Annotated in this window: 13 protein-coding genes; 3 read left to right on the top strand and 10 right to left on the bottom strand. The window is 72.8% G+C overall.

Going from position 1 to position 16877, the window contains the following annotated elements; genetic code table 11:
- Nucleotides 1-254: 254 nt before the first annotated feature.
- From CRV15_RS21855 to rsmH, 10 genes are all read right to left on the bottom strand, one after another.
- The gene (locus CRV15_RS21855; protein WP_003956688.1) at nt 255-1058 is read right to left on the bottom strand and encodes a cell division protein FtsQ/DivIB; all 804 of its coding nucleotides are present in this window, start codon (nt 1056-1058) and stop codon (nt 255-257) included.
- A gap of 55 nt (nt 1059-1113) precedes the next feature.
- A complete protein-coding gene (gene murG, locus CRV15_RS21850) occupies nt 1114-2208 on the bottom strand; it encodes an undecaprenyldiphospho-muramoylpentapeptide beta-N-acetylglucosaminyltransferase (protein WP_003956687.1) in 1095 nt (364 codons plus the stop codon).
- Between the two features lie 6 nt (nt 2209-2214).
- The gene (gene ftsW / locus CRV15_RS21845; protein WP_003960174.1) at nt 2215-3606 is read right to left on the bottom strand and encodes a putative lipid II flippase FtsW; all 1392 of its coding nucleotides are present in this window, start codon (nt 3604-3606) and stop codon (nt 2215-2217) included.
- Nucleotides 3607-3698: 92 nt separating this feature from the next.
- Nucleotides 3699-5177 (bottom strand): UDP-N-acetylmuramoyl-L-alanine--D-glutamate ligase, encoded by a 1479-nt coding sequence (murD, locus tag CRV15_RS21840; RefSeq protein WP_003956685.1) that lies wholly within the window; start codon nt 5175-5177, stop codon nt 3699-3701.
- Complete coding sequence (gene mraY, locus CRV15_RS21835) at nt 5174-6244, bottom strand: phospho-N-acetylmuramoyl-pentapeptide-transferase (protein WP_003956683.1); 1071 nt, start codon at nt 6242-6244, stop codon at nt 5174-5176. The genes murD and mraY overlap by 4 nt, the downstream gene beginning before the upstream one ends.
- Nucleotides 6241-7680 (bottom strand): UDP-N-acetylmuramoyl-tripeptide--D-alanyl-D-alanine ligase, encoded by a 1440-nt coding sequence (locus CRV15_RS21830; protein ID WP_003956682.1) that lies wholly within the window; start codon nt 7678-7680, stop codon nt 6241-6243. The genes mraY and CRV15_RS21830 overlap by 4 nt, the downstream gene beginning before the upstream one ends.
- A gap of 4 nt (nt 7681-7684) precedes the next feature.
- The gene (locus CRV15_RS21825; RefSeq protein WP_003960175.1) at nt 7685-9370 is read right to left on the bottom strand and encodes a UDP-N-acetylmuramoyl-L-alanyl-D-glutamate--2,6-diaminopimelate ligase; all 1686 of its coding nucleotides are present in this window, start codon (nt 9368-9370) and stop codon (nt 7685-7687) included.
- A gap of 113 nt (nt 9371-9483) precedes the next feature.
- Nucleotides 9484-11457 (bottom strand): peptidoglycan D,D-transpeptidase FtsI family protein, encoded by a 1974-nt coding sequence (locus CRV15_RS21820; RefSeq protein ID WP_003960176.1) that lies wholly within the window; start codon nt 11455-11457, stop codon nt 9484-9486.
- 4 nt (nt 11458-11461) lie between these two features.
- Complete coding sequence (gene ftsL, locus CRV15_RS21815; protein ID WP_003960177.1) at nt 11462-12100, bottom strand: cell division protein FtsL; 639 nt, start codon at nt 12098-12100, stop codon at nt 11462-11464.
- 67 nt (nt 12101-12167) lie between these two features.
- Nucleotides 12168-13124, bottom strand: a complete 957-nt coding sequence (rsmH, locus tag CRV15_RS21810; RefSeq protein WP_003956677.1) for a 16S rRNA (cytosine(1402)-N(4))-methyltransferase RsmH — start codon at nt 13122-13124, stop codon at nt 12168-12170.
- A 352-nt stretch (nt 13125-13476) separates the two neighbouring features.
- Between rsmH and CRV15_RS21805 the strand changes: the two genes are divergently transcribed.
- From CRV15_RS21805 to CRV15_RS21795, 3 genes are all read left to right on the top strand, one after another.
- The gene (locus CRV15_RS21805) at nt 13477-14025 is read left to right on the top strand and encodes a beta-class carbonic anhydrase (RefSeq protein WP_003956674.1); all 549 of its coding nucleotides are present in this window, start codon (nt 13477-13479) and stop codon (nt 14023-14025) included.
- A 451-nt stretch (nt 14026-14476) separates the two neighbouring features.
- On the top strand, nt 14477-15499 hold the full coding sequence (locus CRV15_RS21800) for an AAA family ATPase (protein WP_003956673.1): 1023 nt from the start codon (nt 14477-14479) through the stop codon (nt 15497-15499).
- A complete protein-coding gene (locus tag CRV15_RS21795; RefSeq protein ID WP_003956672.1) occupies nt 15499-16848 on the top strand; it encodes a DUF58 domain-containing protein in 1350 nt (449 codons plus the stop codon). Before CRV15_RS21800 ends, CRV15_RS21795 begins: the two co-directional genes overlap by 1 nt.
- The last annotated feature ends 29 nt before the right edge of the window (nt 16849-16877 follow it).

Raw genomic sequence — 16877 nt, 5'->3', positions numbered from 1 at the left:
ATACGTGCCGCCCCCGCGCTGTACCCGCGCGGCGGCGGCTGATGCCGATGGGGCGGTCCGACCGCGCCGACCCGAACCCTAACGTTGAAGTTTAGGGTTACCCGTGTGTCTGTTCGCTGGACTCCCCGAACAGGACACTAAGTCGACAAGCGGCGCGCGTTCAATGAACACGCCGAACCTCCCGTTTTTCTTTTCACCCTATGTGATCAGCCGTTGCGCTGACCACCCAGGGGGCCGGGAGAGGTGCTCCGGCGTCAACTCCCGGACACCGCCGGGGTGGTGGGAGCACTCACATCGAAGTGCCGGGCCCGGGGTGCGGCTTTCAGAAGCGCGGTGAGGGCGCGCGCCTTCGCCTCACCCTCTTCGGGGCTCCCCCACACCACCGTGCGCCCCCCGGTCAACTCCAGGACCATGTCGTCATATGAACGCACTACCAGGGTACGCAGCTCGTCGGCGACCTTTCCCGGCAGTTCGCCCCTGACCCGTACCGCCTCCTCGGTCAGCCGGGAGAGCGGGAAGCGGCGCAGGCCCGGGGAGCGCTCGGCGGCGAGTTCGAGCCGGGGTACCCCCTTGACCGGCCGGTGCGCGGTCGCGAACCGGACCCCTTCGCGGTCCACCTCGACAAAGCGCTTCCCCTGGACGAGCAGCAGCACGGGCTGACGTTCGGTCACCTCCAGGGTGACGCCCCGGGGCCAGTCACGGGAGACCTCCACGGAGCCGACGCGCGGCAGCCGCTCACGGACGCGCTCCCCGATGGCGTCGGTGTCCAGGGAGACGACCGGCTCGCCCAGGGGCACCCGGGCCGCCTCGACCACCTGCGCGGGTGTCAGCACCCGGGTCCCGGTGGCCTCGACCCGCTCGACGCGCAGCCAGGAGGAGCCGTGGAGCAGCCAGCCGAGGCCCGCGGTGAGCGCCACGGCCGCCAGGGCGACCAGCACTCCCCTGCGGCCGGGCCGCAGCCTGCCCCGGGCCGGGGCGCCGGAGGGCGGGCCGGGCTCCGGCCGGGGGCGGCGCGGGGGTCTCTTCGCACCGCGCTCGGCGGTGGTGGGTCCGGCCACGCTCCGGTCTCCTTCCTGCCGGCGCCCGGGGCCCTGCGCCCCGGGCCGGGCGGCCTCACGCCTGACGGCGTGCGGCGATCGCCTCGTACACCATGCCGACAAGCAGATTGTCGGCGTCCCGGCGGCCGAACTCGGCGGCGGCGCGGGACATCTCGTACAGCCGATGCGGATCGGCCAGTACCGGGAGGACATGGCCCTGGACCCACTCGGCGGTCAGCTCGGAGTCGTCGACGAGGAGTCCGCCGCCCGCCTTGACGACCGGCTGGGCGTTGAGCCGCTGTTCGCCGTTGCCGATCGGCAGCGGGACATAGGCGGCGGGGAGCCCGACGGCCGACAGCTCGGCGACGGTCATCGCTCCGGCGCGGCAGAGCATCATGTCGGCGGCGGCGTAGGCGAGATCCATCCGGTCCACATACGGTACCGGGACATATGGCGGCATTCCCGGCATGTTGTCCGCGTGCGGCAGCTCGTTCTTCGGGCCGACCGCGTGCAGGATCTGGATGCCGGAGCGCTGGAGGACGGGCGCGGCCTGCTGGATGACCTCGTTGAGCCGCCGGGCGCCCTGGGAGCCGCCGGAGACCAGCAGGGTGGGCAGATGGGGGTCGAGGCCGAAGACCTCGCGCGCCTCGGGGCGCACCCGGGCCCGGTCCAGGGTGGCGATGGTGTACCGCAGCGGGATGCCGATGTAGCGGGCCCCGCGCAGCTTGTTGTCGGGGGTGGCGACGGCCACCCCGGCGGCGTACCGGGAGCCGATCTTGTTGGCGAGCCCGGGGCGCGCGTTGGCCTCGTGGACCACGATCGGCACCCCGAGCCGTTTGGCGGCAAGATAGCCGGGGAGGGCCACATAGCCGCCGAAGCCGACGACACAGTCGGCCTTGGTGCGCTCCAGGACCTGCTCGGCGGCCTTGATGGTGCCGCGCAGCCGCCCGGGGACGGTGATCAGCTCCGGGGTCGGCCTCCGGGGCAGCGGGACGGCGGGGATCAGCGCCAGCTCATAGCCCCGCTCCGGCACCAGCCGGGTCTCCAGTCCGCGCTCCGTGCCCAGGGCGGTGATGCCCACGGTCGGGTCCTGCCTGCGCAGGGCGTCCGCGAGGGCCAGCGCGGGCTCGATATGGCCGGCGGTCCCACCGCCGGCGAGGACGACATGCACCGAAATTCACCGCTCTCCGGACGGACGCCCCGTAGCGCGCCGTCTCATCGTTTTCCATCTCCCCCCTGGCCTCCGCATGGCCAGGGCCGCCTTCGCGGCGGGCTCCTCCCGCGCGAACGCGATGAGCAACCCGACGGCGAACATGGTCGGCAGCAGGGCCGACCCTCCGTAGGAGAACAGCGGCAGGGGAACACCGGCGATCGGCAGCAGTCCGAGCACCGCGCCGATGTTGACCATGGCCTGGGCCATGATCCAGGTGGTCACACCTCCCGCCGCGTACCTGACGAAGTGGTCCTCCGTGCGTCCGGCCACGCGGATACCCGCATAGCCTAGAGCCGCGAACAGACCGAGCACCGACAGCGTCCCCGCCAGACCCAGTTCCTCCCCGGCGATGGCGAAGATGAAGTCGGTATGCGATTCAGGCAGTTGACCCCATTTTTCCACACTTGCCCCGAGACCGGAACCAAACCATCCGCCGGAGGCGAGCGCATAGAGTCCGTGCACGGCCTGCCAGCACTCCCCCTGGGGGCCGAGGTCCTTCGCCCCCACACAGAAAAGCCGGGACATCCGGTTCTCACTGGTGCGGATCAGCATGAAGCCGACCAGACCGGCGACGGCCAGCACCCCCACGAAGAGCCGGGTGGGCGCGCCCGCCAGCCAGAGCAGCCCGAAGAGGATGGCGGTGAGGATCATCGCCGTCCCCATGTCCCCGCCGAGCATGATCAGCCCAAGCAGGACAAAGCCCACCGGAACCAGCGGAACCAGTATGTGCTTCCACTGGTTCAGCAGCCGCTTCTCCTGTTTGCGGGCGAGCAGGTCCGCGCCCCACAGGATCAGCGCCAGCTTGCCGAACTCACTGGGCTGGAGCTGGAACGGGCCGCCGAGCGAGAGCCAGTTCTGATTGCCGCCGACCGACTCGCCTATCCCCGGGACCTGCACCAGCGCCATCAGGAAGACGGTCACGAGCAGCAGCGGATAGGCCAGCGCCCGGTGCAGCCGGGAGGGCGTCCGGGAGGCGATCACCAGCAGCACGGTGCCGATGACCGCGGCGAGGAACTGTTTGCGGAAGAAATAGGTGCCCGGCAGCGAGAGCGAGAGCGCCTTGATCATCGAGGCCGAGTAGACCATCACCAGACCGAGCACGGTGATCAGCAGCGCGCTGCCCATGATGACGTAGTACGCCGTGAGCGGACGGTCCCAGGCCCGGCGGACCCGCTCGTACAGCCGGCGCGGGGCACCGCCGCGCGGCGGGCGGGAGCCGGTGGCGGCGGAGCGCCGGAGCGCGGACGAGCCGGTACGGGGCGCCGGGGCCCTGCCCTCGCGGGAACGGGCACCTCCCCGTGGGACGGCCTGGCCGGTGGAGCGGCGGGGCCCCGTGGTGGTGTCGTCGGCGGGCATGGACGCTGTCCCCTCCAGTCGTGCCTGGCGCGCCGCGCCGCGCGCCCCGGACGGTCCCCGGGGCGCGGTCGGCAGCGCGGAGGTCGGGCGGGTCAGGCGCGCTCGGCGGCGAGTGCGCGGACCGCGTCGGCGAACGCCTCGCCTCGCTTGGTGTAGTTGACGAACATGTCCATCGAGGCACAGGCGGGGGCGAGGAGAACCGTGTCCCCCGGCCGGGCGAGCCGCGCCGCCTCCCGGACCGCCGCCGCCATCGCCCCAGTGTCGGTCCGGTCGAGGTCCACGACCGGGACCTCGGGGGCGTGTCGTGCCAGGGCTTCCCGAATCAGCGCGCGATCGGCCCCCATGAGCACGACGGCGCGCAGCCGGTCGGCCGATTGTCCGACCAGTTCGTCGAAGACCGCTCCCTTGGCCAGTCCCCCCGCGATCCATACGATCGGTTCATAGGCCGCCAGGGAGGCCGCCGCGGCATGGGTGTTGGTGGCCTTGGAGTCGTCCACATAGGCCACGCCCGCCACGTCCGCGACCTTCTCGATCCGGTGCGGATCGGGGCGGAAGGAGCGCAGCCCCTCCCGTACCGCCGTGGCCGGGACGCCGAAGGCGCGGGCCAGCGCGGCGGCGGCGAGGGCGTTGGCGATGTTGTGCGGGGCGGGCGGGTCGATGTCGGCGACCTCCGCCAGCTCCTGGGCCTGCTGGTGACGGTTGGCCACGAAGGCGCGGTCGACCAGGATTCCGTCGACCACGCCGAGCTGGGAGGGGCCGGGGGTGCCGAGGGTGAAGCCGATCGCCCGGCAGCCCTCCTCGACGTCCGCCTCGCGCACCAGGTCCTCGGTGGCGGGGTCGGCCGCGTTGTAGACGCAGGCGACGGTGTTGCCCTCGTAGATCCGGCCCTTGTCGGCGGCGTACGCCTCCATCGAGCCGTGCCAGTCGAGGTGGTCCGGGGCGAGGTTGAGCACGGCGGCCGAGTGGGCGCGCAGCGAGGGGGCCCAGTGGAGCTGGTAGCTGGACAGTTCGACGGCGAGGACGTCGTACGCGTTGGCGTCCGCGCCCTCCCCGCCGTCCCGGCCTGCGTCCTGGCCTGCGTTCTCGCCGGTGTTCTCGCCGAGGACGGCGTCCAGGAGGGAGACGCCGATGTTGCCGACGGCGGCCGTGCGCAGTCCGGCCGCTTCGAGGATCGCGGCGAGCATGCGCACGGTCGTGGTCTTGCCGTTGGTGCCGGTGACCGCGAGCCAGGGGGCGGCGTCGGGTCCGCGCAGCCGCCAGGCCAGCTCCACATCGCCCCAGATCTCCACGCCCGCCTCGGCGGCGGCGGTGAAGAGGGGCTTGTCGGGGCGCCAGCCGGGGGTGGTGACGACCAGCTCCGTGCCCTCGGGGAGGGTGTCCCCGTCCCCGAGGCGCACCGTGATCCCGAGGGCTTCGAGATCCGCGGCCTGGGCCCGGGAGCGCTCGTCGGCGCCGTCGTTGACGACCGTGACGACCGCTCCCAGCCGGTGCAGGACCCGGGCCGCCGGGACCCCGGAGATCCCGAGTCCGGCGACCGTGACCCGCTTGCCCTGCCACTGCTCCGTGCTCACTTGGCGGCTGCCCACCCTGTGTAGAAGATGCCGAGGCCCACGATCACGCACATGCCCTGGATGATCCAGAAGCGGACCACCACCAGGACCTCGGACCACCCCTTGAGTTCGAAGTGGTGCTGGAGCGGGGCCATTCTGAAGACGCGCTTCCCGGTGAGCCGGAAGGAGCCCACCTGGATCACCACGGACATGGTGATCAGGACGAAGAGGCCGCCGAGGACGGCGAGCAGCAGCTCGGTGCGGGAGCAGATGGCGAGACCCGCGAGCGCGCCGCCGAGGGCGAGCGAGCCGGTGTCCCCCATGAAGATCTTGGCGGGCGAGGTGTTCCACCACAGGAAGCCGAAGCACGCGCCCATCAGCGCGGCGGCGACCACCGCGAGATCGAGCGGGTCTCTCACCTCGAAACACGCCGACGGGTTGATCAGGTCGTCCGCGCTGGCGCAGGACTCCTGGAACTGCCAGAGCCCGATGAACGTGTACGCGCCGAACACCATCACCGAGGCGCCGGTGGCCAAACCGTCCAGACCGTCCGTGAGGTTCACGCCGTTGGACATGGCCAGGGTCATGAACAGCGCCCAGATCACGAAGAGCACCGGGCCGATGGTCCAGCCGAAGTCCGTGACGAACGAGAGCCTCATGGACGCCGGGGTACTGCCGCGCTGGTCGGCGAATTGGAGCGCGAGGACCGCGAAGGTGATGCCGACGATCAGCTGTCCGGCCATCTTCGCCTTGGCCCGCAGACCCAGCGAACGCTGCTTGACGATCTTGATGTAGTCGTCGAGGAAGCCGACCATGCCCATGCCGGTCATCAGGAAGAGCACCAGCAGGCCCGACGCGGTGGGCGAGGCGCCGGTGATCAGCTTGGCGCTGGCGTAGGCGATCAGCGTGGCCAGGATGAAGGAGATACCGCCCATGGTGGGCGTCCCCTTCTTGCTGCCGTGGGTGCGCGGACCGTCGTCCCGGATGAACTGCCCGTATCCCTTGCGCGCCAGCAGCTTGATCAGCAGCGGGGTGCCGATGAGCGTCAGGAAGAGCCCGATGGCCCCCGCGAAGAGGATCTGCCTCATCGACCGGCACCCTGCCCATCGGAGAGCACGGCGGACGGGTCGAGCAGCGCCTGGGCGACCCGTTCGAGCCCGACCGATCTGGACGCCTTCACCAGCACGACGTCTCCCGGACGCAGTTCACTGCGCAACAGGTCGACCGCCGCCTGCGCGTCGGACACGTGCACCGACTCCTCACCCCACGAACCCTCGTTATATGCGCCCAGTTGCAGCCAGGAGGCTTCCCTGCCCCCCACCGCGACGAGCTTGCTGACGTTGAGCCGGACGGCGAGCCGTCCGACGGCGTCGTGCTCGGCGAGCGCTTCGTCACCGAGTTCGGCCATCAGGCCGAGCACCGCCCACGTCCGTCCCCCCCGGGACTGTGCTCCTTGTCCCATGGCGGCCAGCGCGCGCAGCGCCGCCCGCATGGACTCGGGGTTCGCGTTGTAGGCGTCGTTGACGATCGTCACGCCGTCCGGGCGCTCGGTGACCTCCATGCGCCAGCGGGAGAGGGTACCGGCCTCGGAGAGCGCGAGGGCGATCTCGTCGGCGGACAGACCCAGCTCATGGGCGACGGCGGCCGCGGCGAGCGCGTTCGACACGTGGTGCTCACCGTACAGCCGCATCGTCACATCGCTGCACCCGGTGGGGGTGTGAAGCGTGAAGGCGGGCCGACCTTGCCGGGTGAGCCGGACATTCGCGGCACGGATGTCGGCGGAGGAGTGCTCGCCGAAGAGGACCACCCGGGCGCGGGTGCGCTCCGCCATCGCGCGCACGAGCGGGTCGTCGGCGTTGAGGACGGCCACCCCGCCCTCCTCGCCGGAGGGCAGCGACTCCACCATCTCGCCCTTGGCCTCGGCGATGCGCTCCCGGCTGCCGAACTCCCCGAGGTGGGCGGTGCCGACGTTGAGGACCAGGCCGATCCGGGGCGGCACCAGGCCGGTGAGATAGCGGATGTCCCCGATGTACCGGGCACCCATCTCCAGGACGAGGTGCTCGGTGGACTCGTCCGCCCGCAGCGCGGTGAGCGGCAGTCCGATCTCGTTGTTGAGGTTCCCCTCCGGGTAGACGGTGGGGCCCTTGCGCTCCAGGAGCTGCGCGATCAGGTCCTTGGTGCTGGTCTTCCCGGCGGAGCCGGTGAGCGCGACGGTGGTGGTGCCGAGGCGCTCGACGACATGGCGGGCGAGCGCGCCGAGGGCCGCGGTGACATCGTCCACGACGATGGCGGGCACCCCGACGGGGCGGGTGGCGAGCACGGCCACCGCGCCGTCGGCGACGGCGCGCTCGGCGAAGTCGTGCCCGTCGGCGCGTTCTCCGGCGAAGGCGGTGAAGAGGGAGCCGGGCCCCACCCGGCGGGAGTCGGTGACGACCGGTCCGGTGACGAGGCGGTCCGCGTCCGGTATGTCGTACGACTGCCCGCCGACGATGGCGGCGATCTCGGCGAGGGAGAGGGCGATCACTTGGTCATCCCCGGGGTGTCTGGTGGAGGGCTGCGCGGGAGGCTCGGATGGCCTCCCGCAGTACCTGGCGGTCGTCGAAGGGGCGGACGACTCCGGCGATGTCCTGTCCCTGCTCATGGCCCTTCCCGGCGATGAGCACGGTGTCGCCGGGCTCCGCGCGGGCGACGGCGGCGGCGACGGCCGCGGCCCGGTCGGCGTCGACCAGGACCTGGCCGCGCTCGTGGGCCGGGACCTCGGCCGCTCCGGCGAGCATGGCGGCGAGGATCGCGAGCGGATCCTCGGAGCGCGGGTTGTCGGAGGTCAGCACGGCGGTGTCGGCGAGCCGGGCCGCCGCGGCGCCCATGGGGCCGCGCTTGGTCTCGTCGCGGTCGCCGCCGCAGCCGAGGACGATGTGCAGCCGTCCCTCGGTGACCTTGCGCAGGGAGCGCAGCACGGAGTCGACGGCGTCGGTCTTGTGGGCGTAGTCGACCACGGCGAGGTAGGGCTGGCCCTCGTCCACGCGCTCCAGGCGGCCCGGGACCCCGGGGACGGCGGCCACGCCGTCGGCGGCGGTCTGCGGGTCGACCCCGGCGGTGGCCAGGGCGACGACGGCGGCGACGGTGTTGGCGACGTTGAACGGGCCGGGCAGCGGGGCGCGGGCGCTCACCCGGACCCCGCCGGGGCCGACGAGGGTCAGGGTGGAGCCGAGCGGGCCCACCTCGACGTCCTCGGCGCGCCAGTCGGCGTCCGGGTGGCCCTCGGCGGAGAAGGTGGTGACCGGAACGGTCGCCTCCGCGGCGAGTCTGCGGCCGTACGCGTCGTCCAGGTTGACCACGCCGCGCCTGCTGCGGGCGGGCGTGAAGAGCTGCGCCTTCGCCTGGAAGTAGTCCTCCATGCCGGAGTGGAACTCCATGTGCTCCGGGCTCAGGTTGTTGAAGACGGCGACGTCGAAGACGCAGCCGTCGACCCGGCCGAGCACCAGGGCGTGGCTGGAGACCTCCATGGCGACGGCCTCGACCCCGCGCTCGCGCATCACCGCGAAGAGGGCCTGGAGGTCGGTGGCCTCCGGGGTGGTGCGCTCCGACTTGATGCGCTCCTCGCCGATCCGGGTCTCGACGGTGCCCACCAGGCCGGTGGCGCGGCCCGCGGCCCGCAGCCCGCCCTCCATCAGATAGACGGTGGTGGTCTTGCCGGAGGTACCGGTGATGCCGATCTGGAGCAGCCCCTCACCGGGGTGTCCGTAGACCTCGGCGGCCAGCTCGCCCATGCGGGCCCGGGGGTTCTCCGTGACCAGGACGGGCAGCCCGGTGGCCGCGGCGCGGTCGGCGCCCGCGGGGTCGGTGAGGACCGCGGCGGCGCCGAGCCCGGCGGCCTGGGCGGCGAAGTCGGCACCGTGCAGCCGGGCCCCGGGGAGGGCCGCGTAGACGTCGCCGGGGCGCACGGCCCGGGAGTCGTGGGTGATGCCGGTGACCGTGACCTCGTCCGCCGCCGGGTCGCTCACCCCCAGGCGGGCGGCCAGCTCCCCGAGGGAGACCGGGTGCGGCCGGGTCGGCCGGGGGGCTCCCGGCTGTCGCTCGGGGGCGTCCTGCTGGGTGGTTCGGTACTGATCAGCGTGTGGCACGGCGGTGAGCGTACCGGGCGCACCCTCCGCGGGGCGAAATGAGGCCGGGGTGGTGCTGTGGTTCCCGGAATCGGGAGTGATGGTGGTCACTGGTGGTTCCTCGGGTCGTGCGCGGGGACGGCACGGCCGTGTGCCGGCGCCGCACGGCCGTGTGCCGGGACCTCGTGGTCGGGTACGGGGGACTCGTGGTCATGGACGCGTGGTCAGGTACTGGGGTCGAAGGTGACGGGGAGCCGGGCGGGTTCCTTGCCGGTGGGCGGGACCCGCAGAGTCTTCAGCGCGAACCGCATGACCTGCTGGTAGACGGGTCCGCAGAGCCGACCGCCGGAGTAGCTGCCCACGGTCGGGTTCTGGATGGCGCAGTAGACGGCGACCCGGGGCTGGTCGGAGGGGGCGAATCCGGCGAAGGACGCGGTGAAGCCCTTGTAGCGGCCCAGCTCGGGGTCGACCCTGTCGGACGTGCCGGTCTTGCCCGCGACCCGGTAGCCGGGGATACGGGCCCGGATGCCGGTGCCCTCGTCGCTGCCGACGGTGGTCTCCAGCATCTCGGAGAGGGTACGGGCGGTCTCCTCGCTGACGACCCGGGTCTTCCTGGGCGCCTGCGCCGGGGTGAACCGGCCGTCGGGGCCCTTGGCGCCCCGGACCAGGGTCGGCTGGATGCGCACCCCGCCGTTGGCGACCGTCTGATAGACGGAGGTGGCGTGCATCGCGTTGATGGACAGCCCCTGGCCGAAGGGGATCGTGTACTGCTGGGACGTGGACCACTCCTGCGGCGGGGCGAGGATGCCGGGGCTCTCGCCCGGGTAGCCGAGGCCGGTGGTGCTGCCGACGCCGAATTTCCGGAAGTAGGAGTGGAGGACCTTATTGGCCTCGGGCTGGGTCTTCCCCAACTGCCCGGTGGCCAGGATTGTTCCGATATTACTGGATTTGGCCATGACCCCGGCGAGCGTCAGATACCAGGTGGGGTGGTCGTCGTCGTCCTTGAAGAGACGGTCGCCCCGGTGCAGCCGGTTGGGGACGACGACCCGGGTGCCGACATGCGCGGCCTTCTCCTCCAGGACGGCGGCGAGCGAGATCACCTTCGCGGTGGAGCCCGGCTCGTAGACGTCCTGCACCGCCGCGTTGCCGAGGGCGGTGGCGTCGGCGCGGGAGATGTCGTTCGGGTCGAACCCGGGGGCGTTGGCCATGGCCAGGATCTCGCCGGTCCGGGTGTCCTGGGCGATCACATAGCCGCGGTCGGCCTTCGAGGCGGCCACCTGCTCGCTGATCGCGCGCTGGGCGGCCCACTGGAGGTCGCGGTCGATGGTCAGCTCGATGTCGGAGCCGGGGACGGCGGGGGTCTCCCGGGTGCCGTCCGCGGTGGGGACCCGGCGGCCGCCGGACTGGGCGTAGGTGATCTCGCCGTCCTTGCCCGCGAGCGTCCGGTCGAGCATGGACTCGATACCGCCGCCGCCCCGGCCGTCGGCCCGGACATAGCCGAGTATCCCGGCGGCGAGGTCACCGTTCGGGTAGACGCGTCTGCTGCTGGGCTCGCTCAGGACCCCGGCGAGCACATTCGCGCCGGGGCCGCCCCGGGCCCGGTCGGCCCGGGCCTTCTCCGCGAAGACCTTCTTGACGTCCTTGATCTGGTTCCAGACCTGGGGGGTCTGGCGGCGGGCCAGCACCGTGTAGCGGGAGCCCGGGGCCCTGAGCTTCTTCGCCAGCTCGCCCGCGTCCTTGCCGAGGATGGGGGCGAGCAGCGCGGCGGCCTGTTCGGGCGCGTTGGGCGCCTTGCTCTCCTTCGGGGTGAAGAGTTTGGGGTCGGCGGTGATGTCGTACGCGTCGACGCTGGTGGCGAGGAGGGTGCCCGCGCGGTCGGTGATCTCGCCGCGCTCGGCGGCGAGCACCACGCTGAGATAGCGCTGCTCCTCGGCCCGGGCGGCGTACGCGTCGGCCTCCACCGCCTGGACCTGGAGCAGCCGGACGACGAAGACCAGCATCACCAGCGCGAGTCCCAGGCTGACCAGGCGCAGCCGGGGGCGGGGGCTGCCGAGCCGGAGGGGCTTGGCGGCGGGTGACGTGGTCCGGGGCGCCGGACGGGCGGGGGCACGGCGCGCGGGCGCGGGGACCCGGCGTCCGGCCGGGGCGGGCCGCGCCGCGGCGCGCGGGGGGTGAGCGGGGTGGTCCTTGGGCGGCACTGCGTCACCTGCCGGTGGGCGTCGAGGGCTGACCGGGCGGGGGTACGGCGGGCCGCGGGGCGCCGGGCGGCGGGGAGGAACCGGCGGACTGCGGCGTTCCGGTGGTCGGGAGGGCGTCCTGCGTCTGCGGGGGGACGGCGGGCTGGGCGGACGTCCGGGACCCGGGTGTCCGCGGGGACGCGAGGGGCTCGGGGGACCCCAGGGTCTGGGGTCCCGCGGCGGCCGTGCCCGGAGCCCCGGTCCCGGGGGCGGCCGGGGACGCGGACCCGGTGTCGGCGGGCGCCGGGTCGGCCTGGCCGCGCACGGTGCCGTCGGGGGCGAGGAAGGCGGGGTTGCCGCCGGGGACCATGCCCAGCTCACGGGCGCGCCGCTCCAGCGCGTCGGGGGCGAGGAAGCTGTCGACGTCCCGTTGCAGCGCCTGCTGCTCGTCGGTGAGCGCGGTGGTCTCGCGCCGCAGCTCGCTCAGTTCGAACGACTCCTCGCTGAGGGCGGAGTTCAGCAGCAGCAGGGCGATCAGACCGCCGCCGAGCAGCACGACGACCAGCAGGACGAACGGGGTGCGGGCGGCGGAGGACGGGCCGTCCGGCATCATCCGGGCGAGCCGGGCGGCGCGCCCCTTGAGCTGCTGGGCCGCTGGGCTCACCGTGGCCTCCCGATCGTCTCCCGGCCTCCCGCGGGCGGTGTCCGCGGGCCACTGCCCGCCCCGCGGCTCACCGCACGTCCTCCCGGATGCGCTGTGCTCCCCTCAGACGCGCGGGGGCGGCCCGCCGGTTCTCGGCCACCTCGTCGTCGGTGGGCAGTTCGGCGCCGCGGGTGAGCAGTCTCAGCCGCGGCTGGTACTCCTCCGGCACGACGGGCAGCCCCGGCGGCGCCGTGGTGGCGGCACCGGCGGCGAAGACCTGCTTCACCAGGCGGTCCTCCAGGGAGTGGTAGGAGAGCACCGCGATCCGGCCCTCCACGGCGAGCGCCGCGACCGCCGCGGGCACGGCCCGCTCCAGCACGCTCAGTTCACCGTTCACCTCGATGCGCAGCGCCTGGAAGGTGCGCTTCGCGGGGTTGCCGCCGGTGCGCTTGGCGGCCTGGGGCAGCGCGTCGCGGATCAGCTCGACCAGCCGGGCGCTGGTGCTGAACGGCTCGTTCACGCGTTCCCGGACGATCGCGGAGACGATCCGCTTGGCCTGCTTCTCCTCGCCGTAGGCGCGCAGGATGCGGACCAGCTCGCCCGGGGGGTAGGTGTTGAGGACCTCGGCCGCGCTCATACCGGTGGTCTGGTCCATCCGCATGTCGAGCGGGGCGTCCTGGGCGTAGGCGAAGCCCCGGTCGGCCTCGTCGAGCTGCATGGAGGAGACGCCGAGGTCGAAGAGGACGCCCTGCACCCGGGGGACGCCCAGCCGGGCCAGAACGGCGGGCAGCTCGTCGTAGACCGCGTGGACCAGGGTGGCGCGCTCGCCGTAGGGGGCCAGCCGCTCGGCCGAAAGGCGCAGTGCCTCGGGGTCCCGGTCGAGGGCGATCAGCCGGACGCCGGGGAAGCGGGAGAGCAGGGCCTCGCTGTGGCCGCCGAGTCCGAGGGTGCAGTCGACGACGACCGCTCCCGGGGACTCCAGGGCCGGGGCCAACAGGTCCAGGCACCGCTGGAGCATCACCGGGACATGTCGGGTATTGCTCACAGAGCCCTCTCAGGTCCGGCGCGGGGCCATACCGGGGCCCTTGGCCGTGCGGACGCCGCACACGCGGTACGCACCGCCGTACACGCGGGGAAGATCGTTGTCGGGAACACTCATGGGGCATGGGACACAGGACATGCGCATGACCCATGGGTTCCGCGCCACTCTAGTCCACCGGCCAGTGCGGTCAATCAACCGGCCGACGGCGTGGCGACGGGGTGCGCCTCAGGGGTGAATCACCCGCACGGGCTATGGACTGTCGCTCATGTGGGGTACCTCACAACAATGGATGTTGATGTTCTTTGTGCGGCTTCACAGCAGGCCGATCCGGGTCCCGCCCACTAACGTCGTCGCCATGACGACTTCCGCGCACCACCCTGCCGACGCCGACACCGCGGCTCCCGGCAGTACGGTCATCGACCGCCTCGTCGAGGCGAACCAGCGCTACGCCGCCGGCTTCCAGGACCCGGGGATGGACGCGCGGCCCGTGCTGCGGGTGGCCGTGGTCGCCTGTATGGACGCCCGGCTCGACCTGCACGCGGCGCTCGGCCTGGAGCTGGGCGACTGCCACACCATCCGCAACGCGGGCGGAGTGGTCACCGACGACGTGATCCGCTCGCTGACCATCAGCCAGCGCGCCCTGGGCACCCGCAGCGTGATCCTCATCCACCACACCGGCTGCGGCCTGGAGTCGCTGACGGAGGACTTCCGGCACGAGCTGGAGGACGAGGTCGGACAGCGTCCGCCGTGGGCGGTGGAGGCGTTCCGCGATGTGGACCAGGACGTACGGCAGTCCATGCAGCGGGTGCGGACCTCCCCGTTCCTGCTGCACACCGACCATGTGCGCGGCTTTGTCTTCGATGTGAAGCGCGGCGTGCTGAGAGAGATCGACCCGGCCGGGTGAACCCGTTCACCCCATGAGAGCGTTCACCGTGTGAGCCGTCCCGCCGACGTCGGCGGGACGGCTCACACGGTCATGTGTCGACATGTACGGCCATATGCGGATGCCATCACAGGTCATCCGCACCTGGCCGCGCGGGTCGTCCGCAACCTGGTCGCGCGGCAACCCCCGAGGGCCGCGCCACCGCCCGTGATGACCGTCGAACAACCGGATAAGGTCCGGCAAAACCGGCATTCCTCCGGGGGTTGTCCACAGGCGAGTGACACGACACCGCCGGGCCAACAACAATGCGGGGAGCGGTACGGGGGAGACGGTGCGGGGGACCGTGCGGGCGACACAGCGAGGAAGAGCGGCATGGCGGGGGCACGCGCCCCGCTCCGGAACTCCCCGGCACCGGTGTTCGTGTTTCGGGTGGGCCGGTCCTTCGGCCCGCGAATGGGCCGAGGAGGGCCGGGTGACGACCTATGACGACCGAGCGAGCCTCACAGATCTGACCACCACTGCGGATCGGGTCCGCAGATCGGTGGAGGCAGTGATCGAGGGCAAGCCCGAGATCGTACGTCTCTCGCTGACCGTGCTCCTCGCCGAGGGACATCTGCTCATCGAGGACGTTCCGGGTGTCGGCAAGACCATGCTGGCCAAGGCCCTGGCGCAGTCCATCGACTGCTCCGTGCGGCGCATCCAGTTCACCCCGGACCTGCTGCCGTCCGACATCACCGGTGTCTCGGTCTTCGACCAGCAGCAGCGCGACTTCGAGTTCAAGCCGGGCGCCGTCTTCGCCCAGATCGTCATAGGCGACGAGATCAACCGCGCCTCGCCCAAGACCCAGTCGGCGCTGCTGGAGTCCATGGCGGAGCGCCAGGTCACCGTCGACGGCCGGACCTATGAGCTGCCCAGCCCGTTCATGGTGGTCGCCACGCAGAACCCGTTGGAGATGGAGGGCACCTATCCGCTGCCCGAGGCCCAGCGCGACCGCTTCATGGCCCGGGTCTCCATCGGCTATCCGAGCCCCGACGCCGAACTCCGGATGCTCGACGTGCACGGCGCCGTCTCCCCGCTCGACGACCTCCAGCCGGTCGCCCACGCGCACGACGTGCTCAAACTCATCGACACCGTGCGCCAGGTCCATGTGGCCGAGCCCGTGCGGCGGTACGCGGTGGAGCTGGTCTCCGCCACCCGCAACCACCCCGACATCCGGCTGGGCGCCTCCCCCCGCGCCACCCTGCACCTGCTGCGCGCCGCCAAGGCGACGGCCGCGCTCTCGGGACGGGAGTACGCCCTTCCCGACGATGTGCGGTCGCTGGCGGTGCCGGTGCTGGCACACCGGCTGCTGCCCACCGCCCAGGCCCAGCTCAACCGGCGTACGGCGGATCAGGTGGTGCTGGAGATCCTGCACCGGACCCCGGTGCCCGCCGCCGGGCCCGGGCAGCCCGCCCCCTCGCTCCACGGCAGGCAGCCGGGGGCGCGGCGGCTGTGATGTCCCAGGGGGAGCCCGCCGGAGCGGGGGAACAGGACGGCGGTGAGCCCTCCGGGCTGCGGACCGCGCTCAGCGGCCTCACCACCCGCGGCCGGTCCTTCCTGGCCGCCGGGGTGGCCGCCGCCGTCTGCGCCTACGTCCTCGGGCAGAGCGATCTGCTGCGGGTGGGACTGCTGCTCGCGGTGCTGCCGCTGCTCTGCGCCCTCACCCTCCACCGCACCCGCTACCGGGTGACGGGCAGCAGGCGGCTGACGCCCCACCGGGTGCCGGCGGGCGCGGAGGCCCGGGTGCATCTGCGGCTGGACAACGTCTCCCGGCTGCCCACGGGGCTGCTGATGCTCCAGGACCATGTGCCCTACGTCCTCGGGCCGCGGCCCCGGTTCGTGCTGGACCGGGTGGAGGCCGCGGGCCGCCGGGAGGTGTCCTACCGGGTCCGCTCCGATCTGCGCGGGCGCTACCCCCTGGGGCCGCTCCAGCTCCGGCTGAGCGACCCGTTCGGCATGTGCGAGCTGACGCGCTCGTTCAGCGCCTACGACACGCTGACCGTGACCCCCCGGACCGAGGCGCTGCCGCCGGTGCGGCTGACCGGCGGGTCCCCCGGGCAGGGGGAGGGCCGTCAGCGCTCCCTGGCGCTCGCCGGGGACGACGACATCATCCCGCGCGCCTACCGCCACGGCGACGATCTGCGCCGGGTGCACTGGCGTTCCACGGCACGGTTCGGGGAGCTGATGGTCCGCCGGGAGGAGCAGCCCCAGCGGCCCCGGTGCACGGTGCTGCTCGACACCCGGGCCGTCGGCTACCAAAGCACGGGCCCCGACGCCGCCTTCGAGTGGGCGGTCTCCGGGGCCGCCTCCGTCCTGCTGCACATACTGGAGCGGGGTCTCGCCGTACGGCTGGTGACGGACGCCGGGGACGCGGTCCCCGGCGCGGCGGACGACACCTCCGCCGGTTCCGGCACCGGCTCGGCGGACCTCGCGGGGCTGCTGCTGGACACACTCGCCGTGGTCGACCACTCCGGCGGGGAGGGGTTCTCCGCCGCGGGCGGCGCGCTGCGCCGCGGGAGCGACGGACTGGTGGTCGCCTTCCTGGGCGATCTGGACGAGGGCCGGGCGGCGGAGGTGGCACGGCTGCGCCCCCGCACCGGGGCGGCGGTGGCCTTCGTCATGGACACAGCGCTCTGGGCGGGAGCCACCGCCCCGCGCGGCGCCGGGGACCGGCTGCGGCGGCTGCGCGAGGCCGGCTGGACGGTGCTCCCGGTGGGGCCGGGTGCCTCGCTGCCCGCGCTGTGGCGGCAGGCCGGGCAGCAGGGTACCGAGAGCTTCGGCTCCGGCACCGGGGCCTGGTCATGAGGCATCGGGGCCTGGTCATGAACGGCATG

Source organism: Streptomyces clavuligerus (assembly GCF_005519465.1).
In the GTDB taxonomy this organism is placed as follows: Bacteria; Actinomycetota; Actinomycetes; order Streptomycetales; family Streptomycetaceae; genus Streptomyces; species Streptomyces clavuligerus.
Note: the sequence above shows the minus strand (reverse complement) of the source record. Positions and strands in the feature narration are given on the sequence as shown.

Bases quoted from the DNA above. Each gene is read 5' to 3' on its own strand.
- CRV15_RS21795 (WP_003956672.1), top strand. From the start codon at position 15,499: ATGTCCCAGGGGGAGCCCGCCGGAGCGGGGGAACAGGACGGCGGTGAG.
- CRV15_RS21805 (WP_003956674.1), top strand. From the start codon at position 13,477: ATGACGACTTCCGCGCACCACCCTGCCGACGCCGACACCGCGGCTCCC.
- mraY (WP_003956683.1), bottom strand. From the start codon at position 6,244: ATGAGGCAGATCCTCTTCGCGGGGGCCATCGGGCTCTTCCTGACGCTC.
- ftsW (WP_003960174.1), bottom strand. From the start codon at position 3,606: ATGCCCGCCGACGACACCACCACGGGGCCCCGCCGCTCCACCGGCCAG.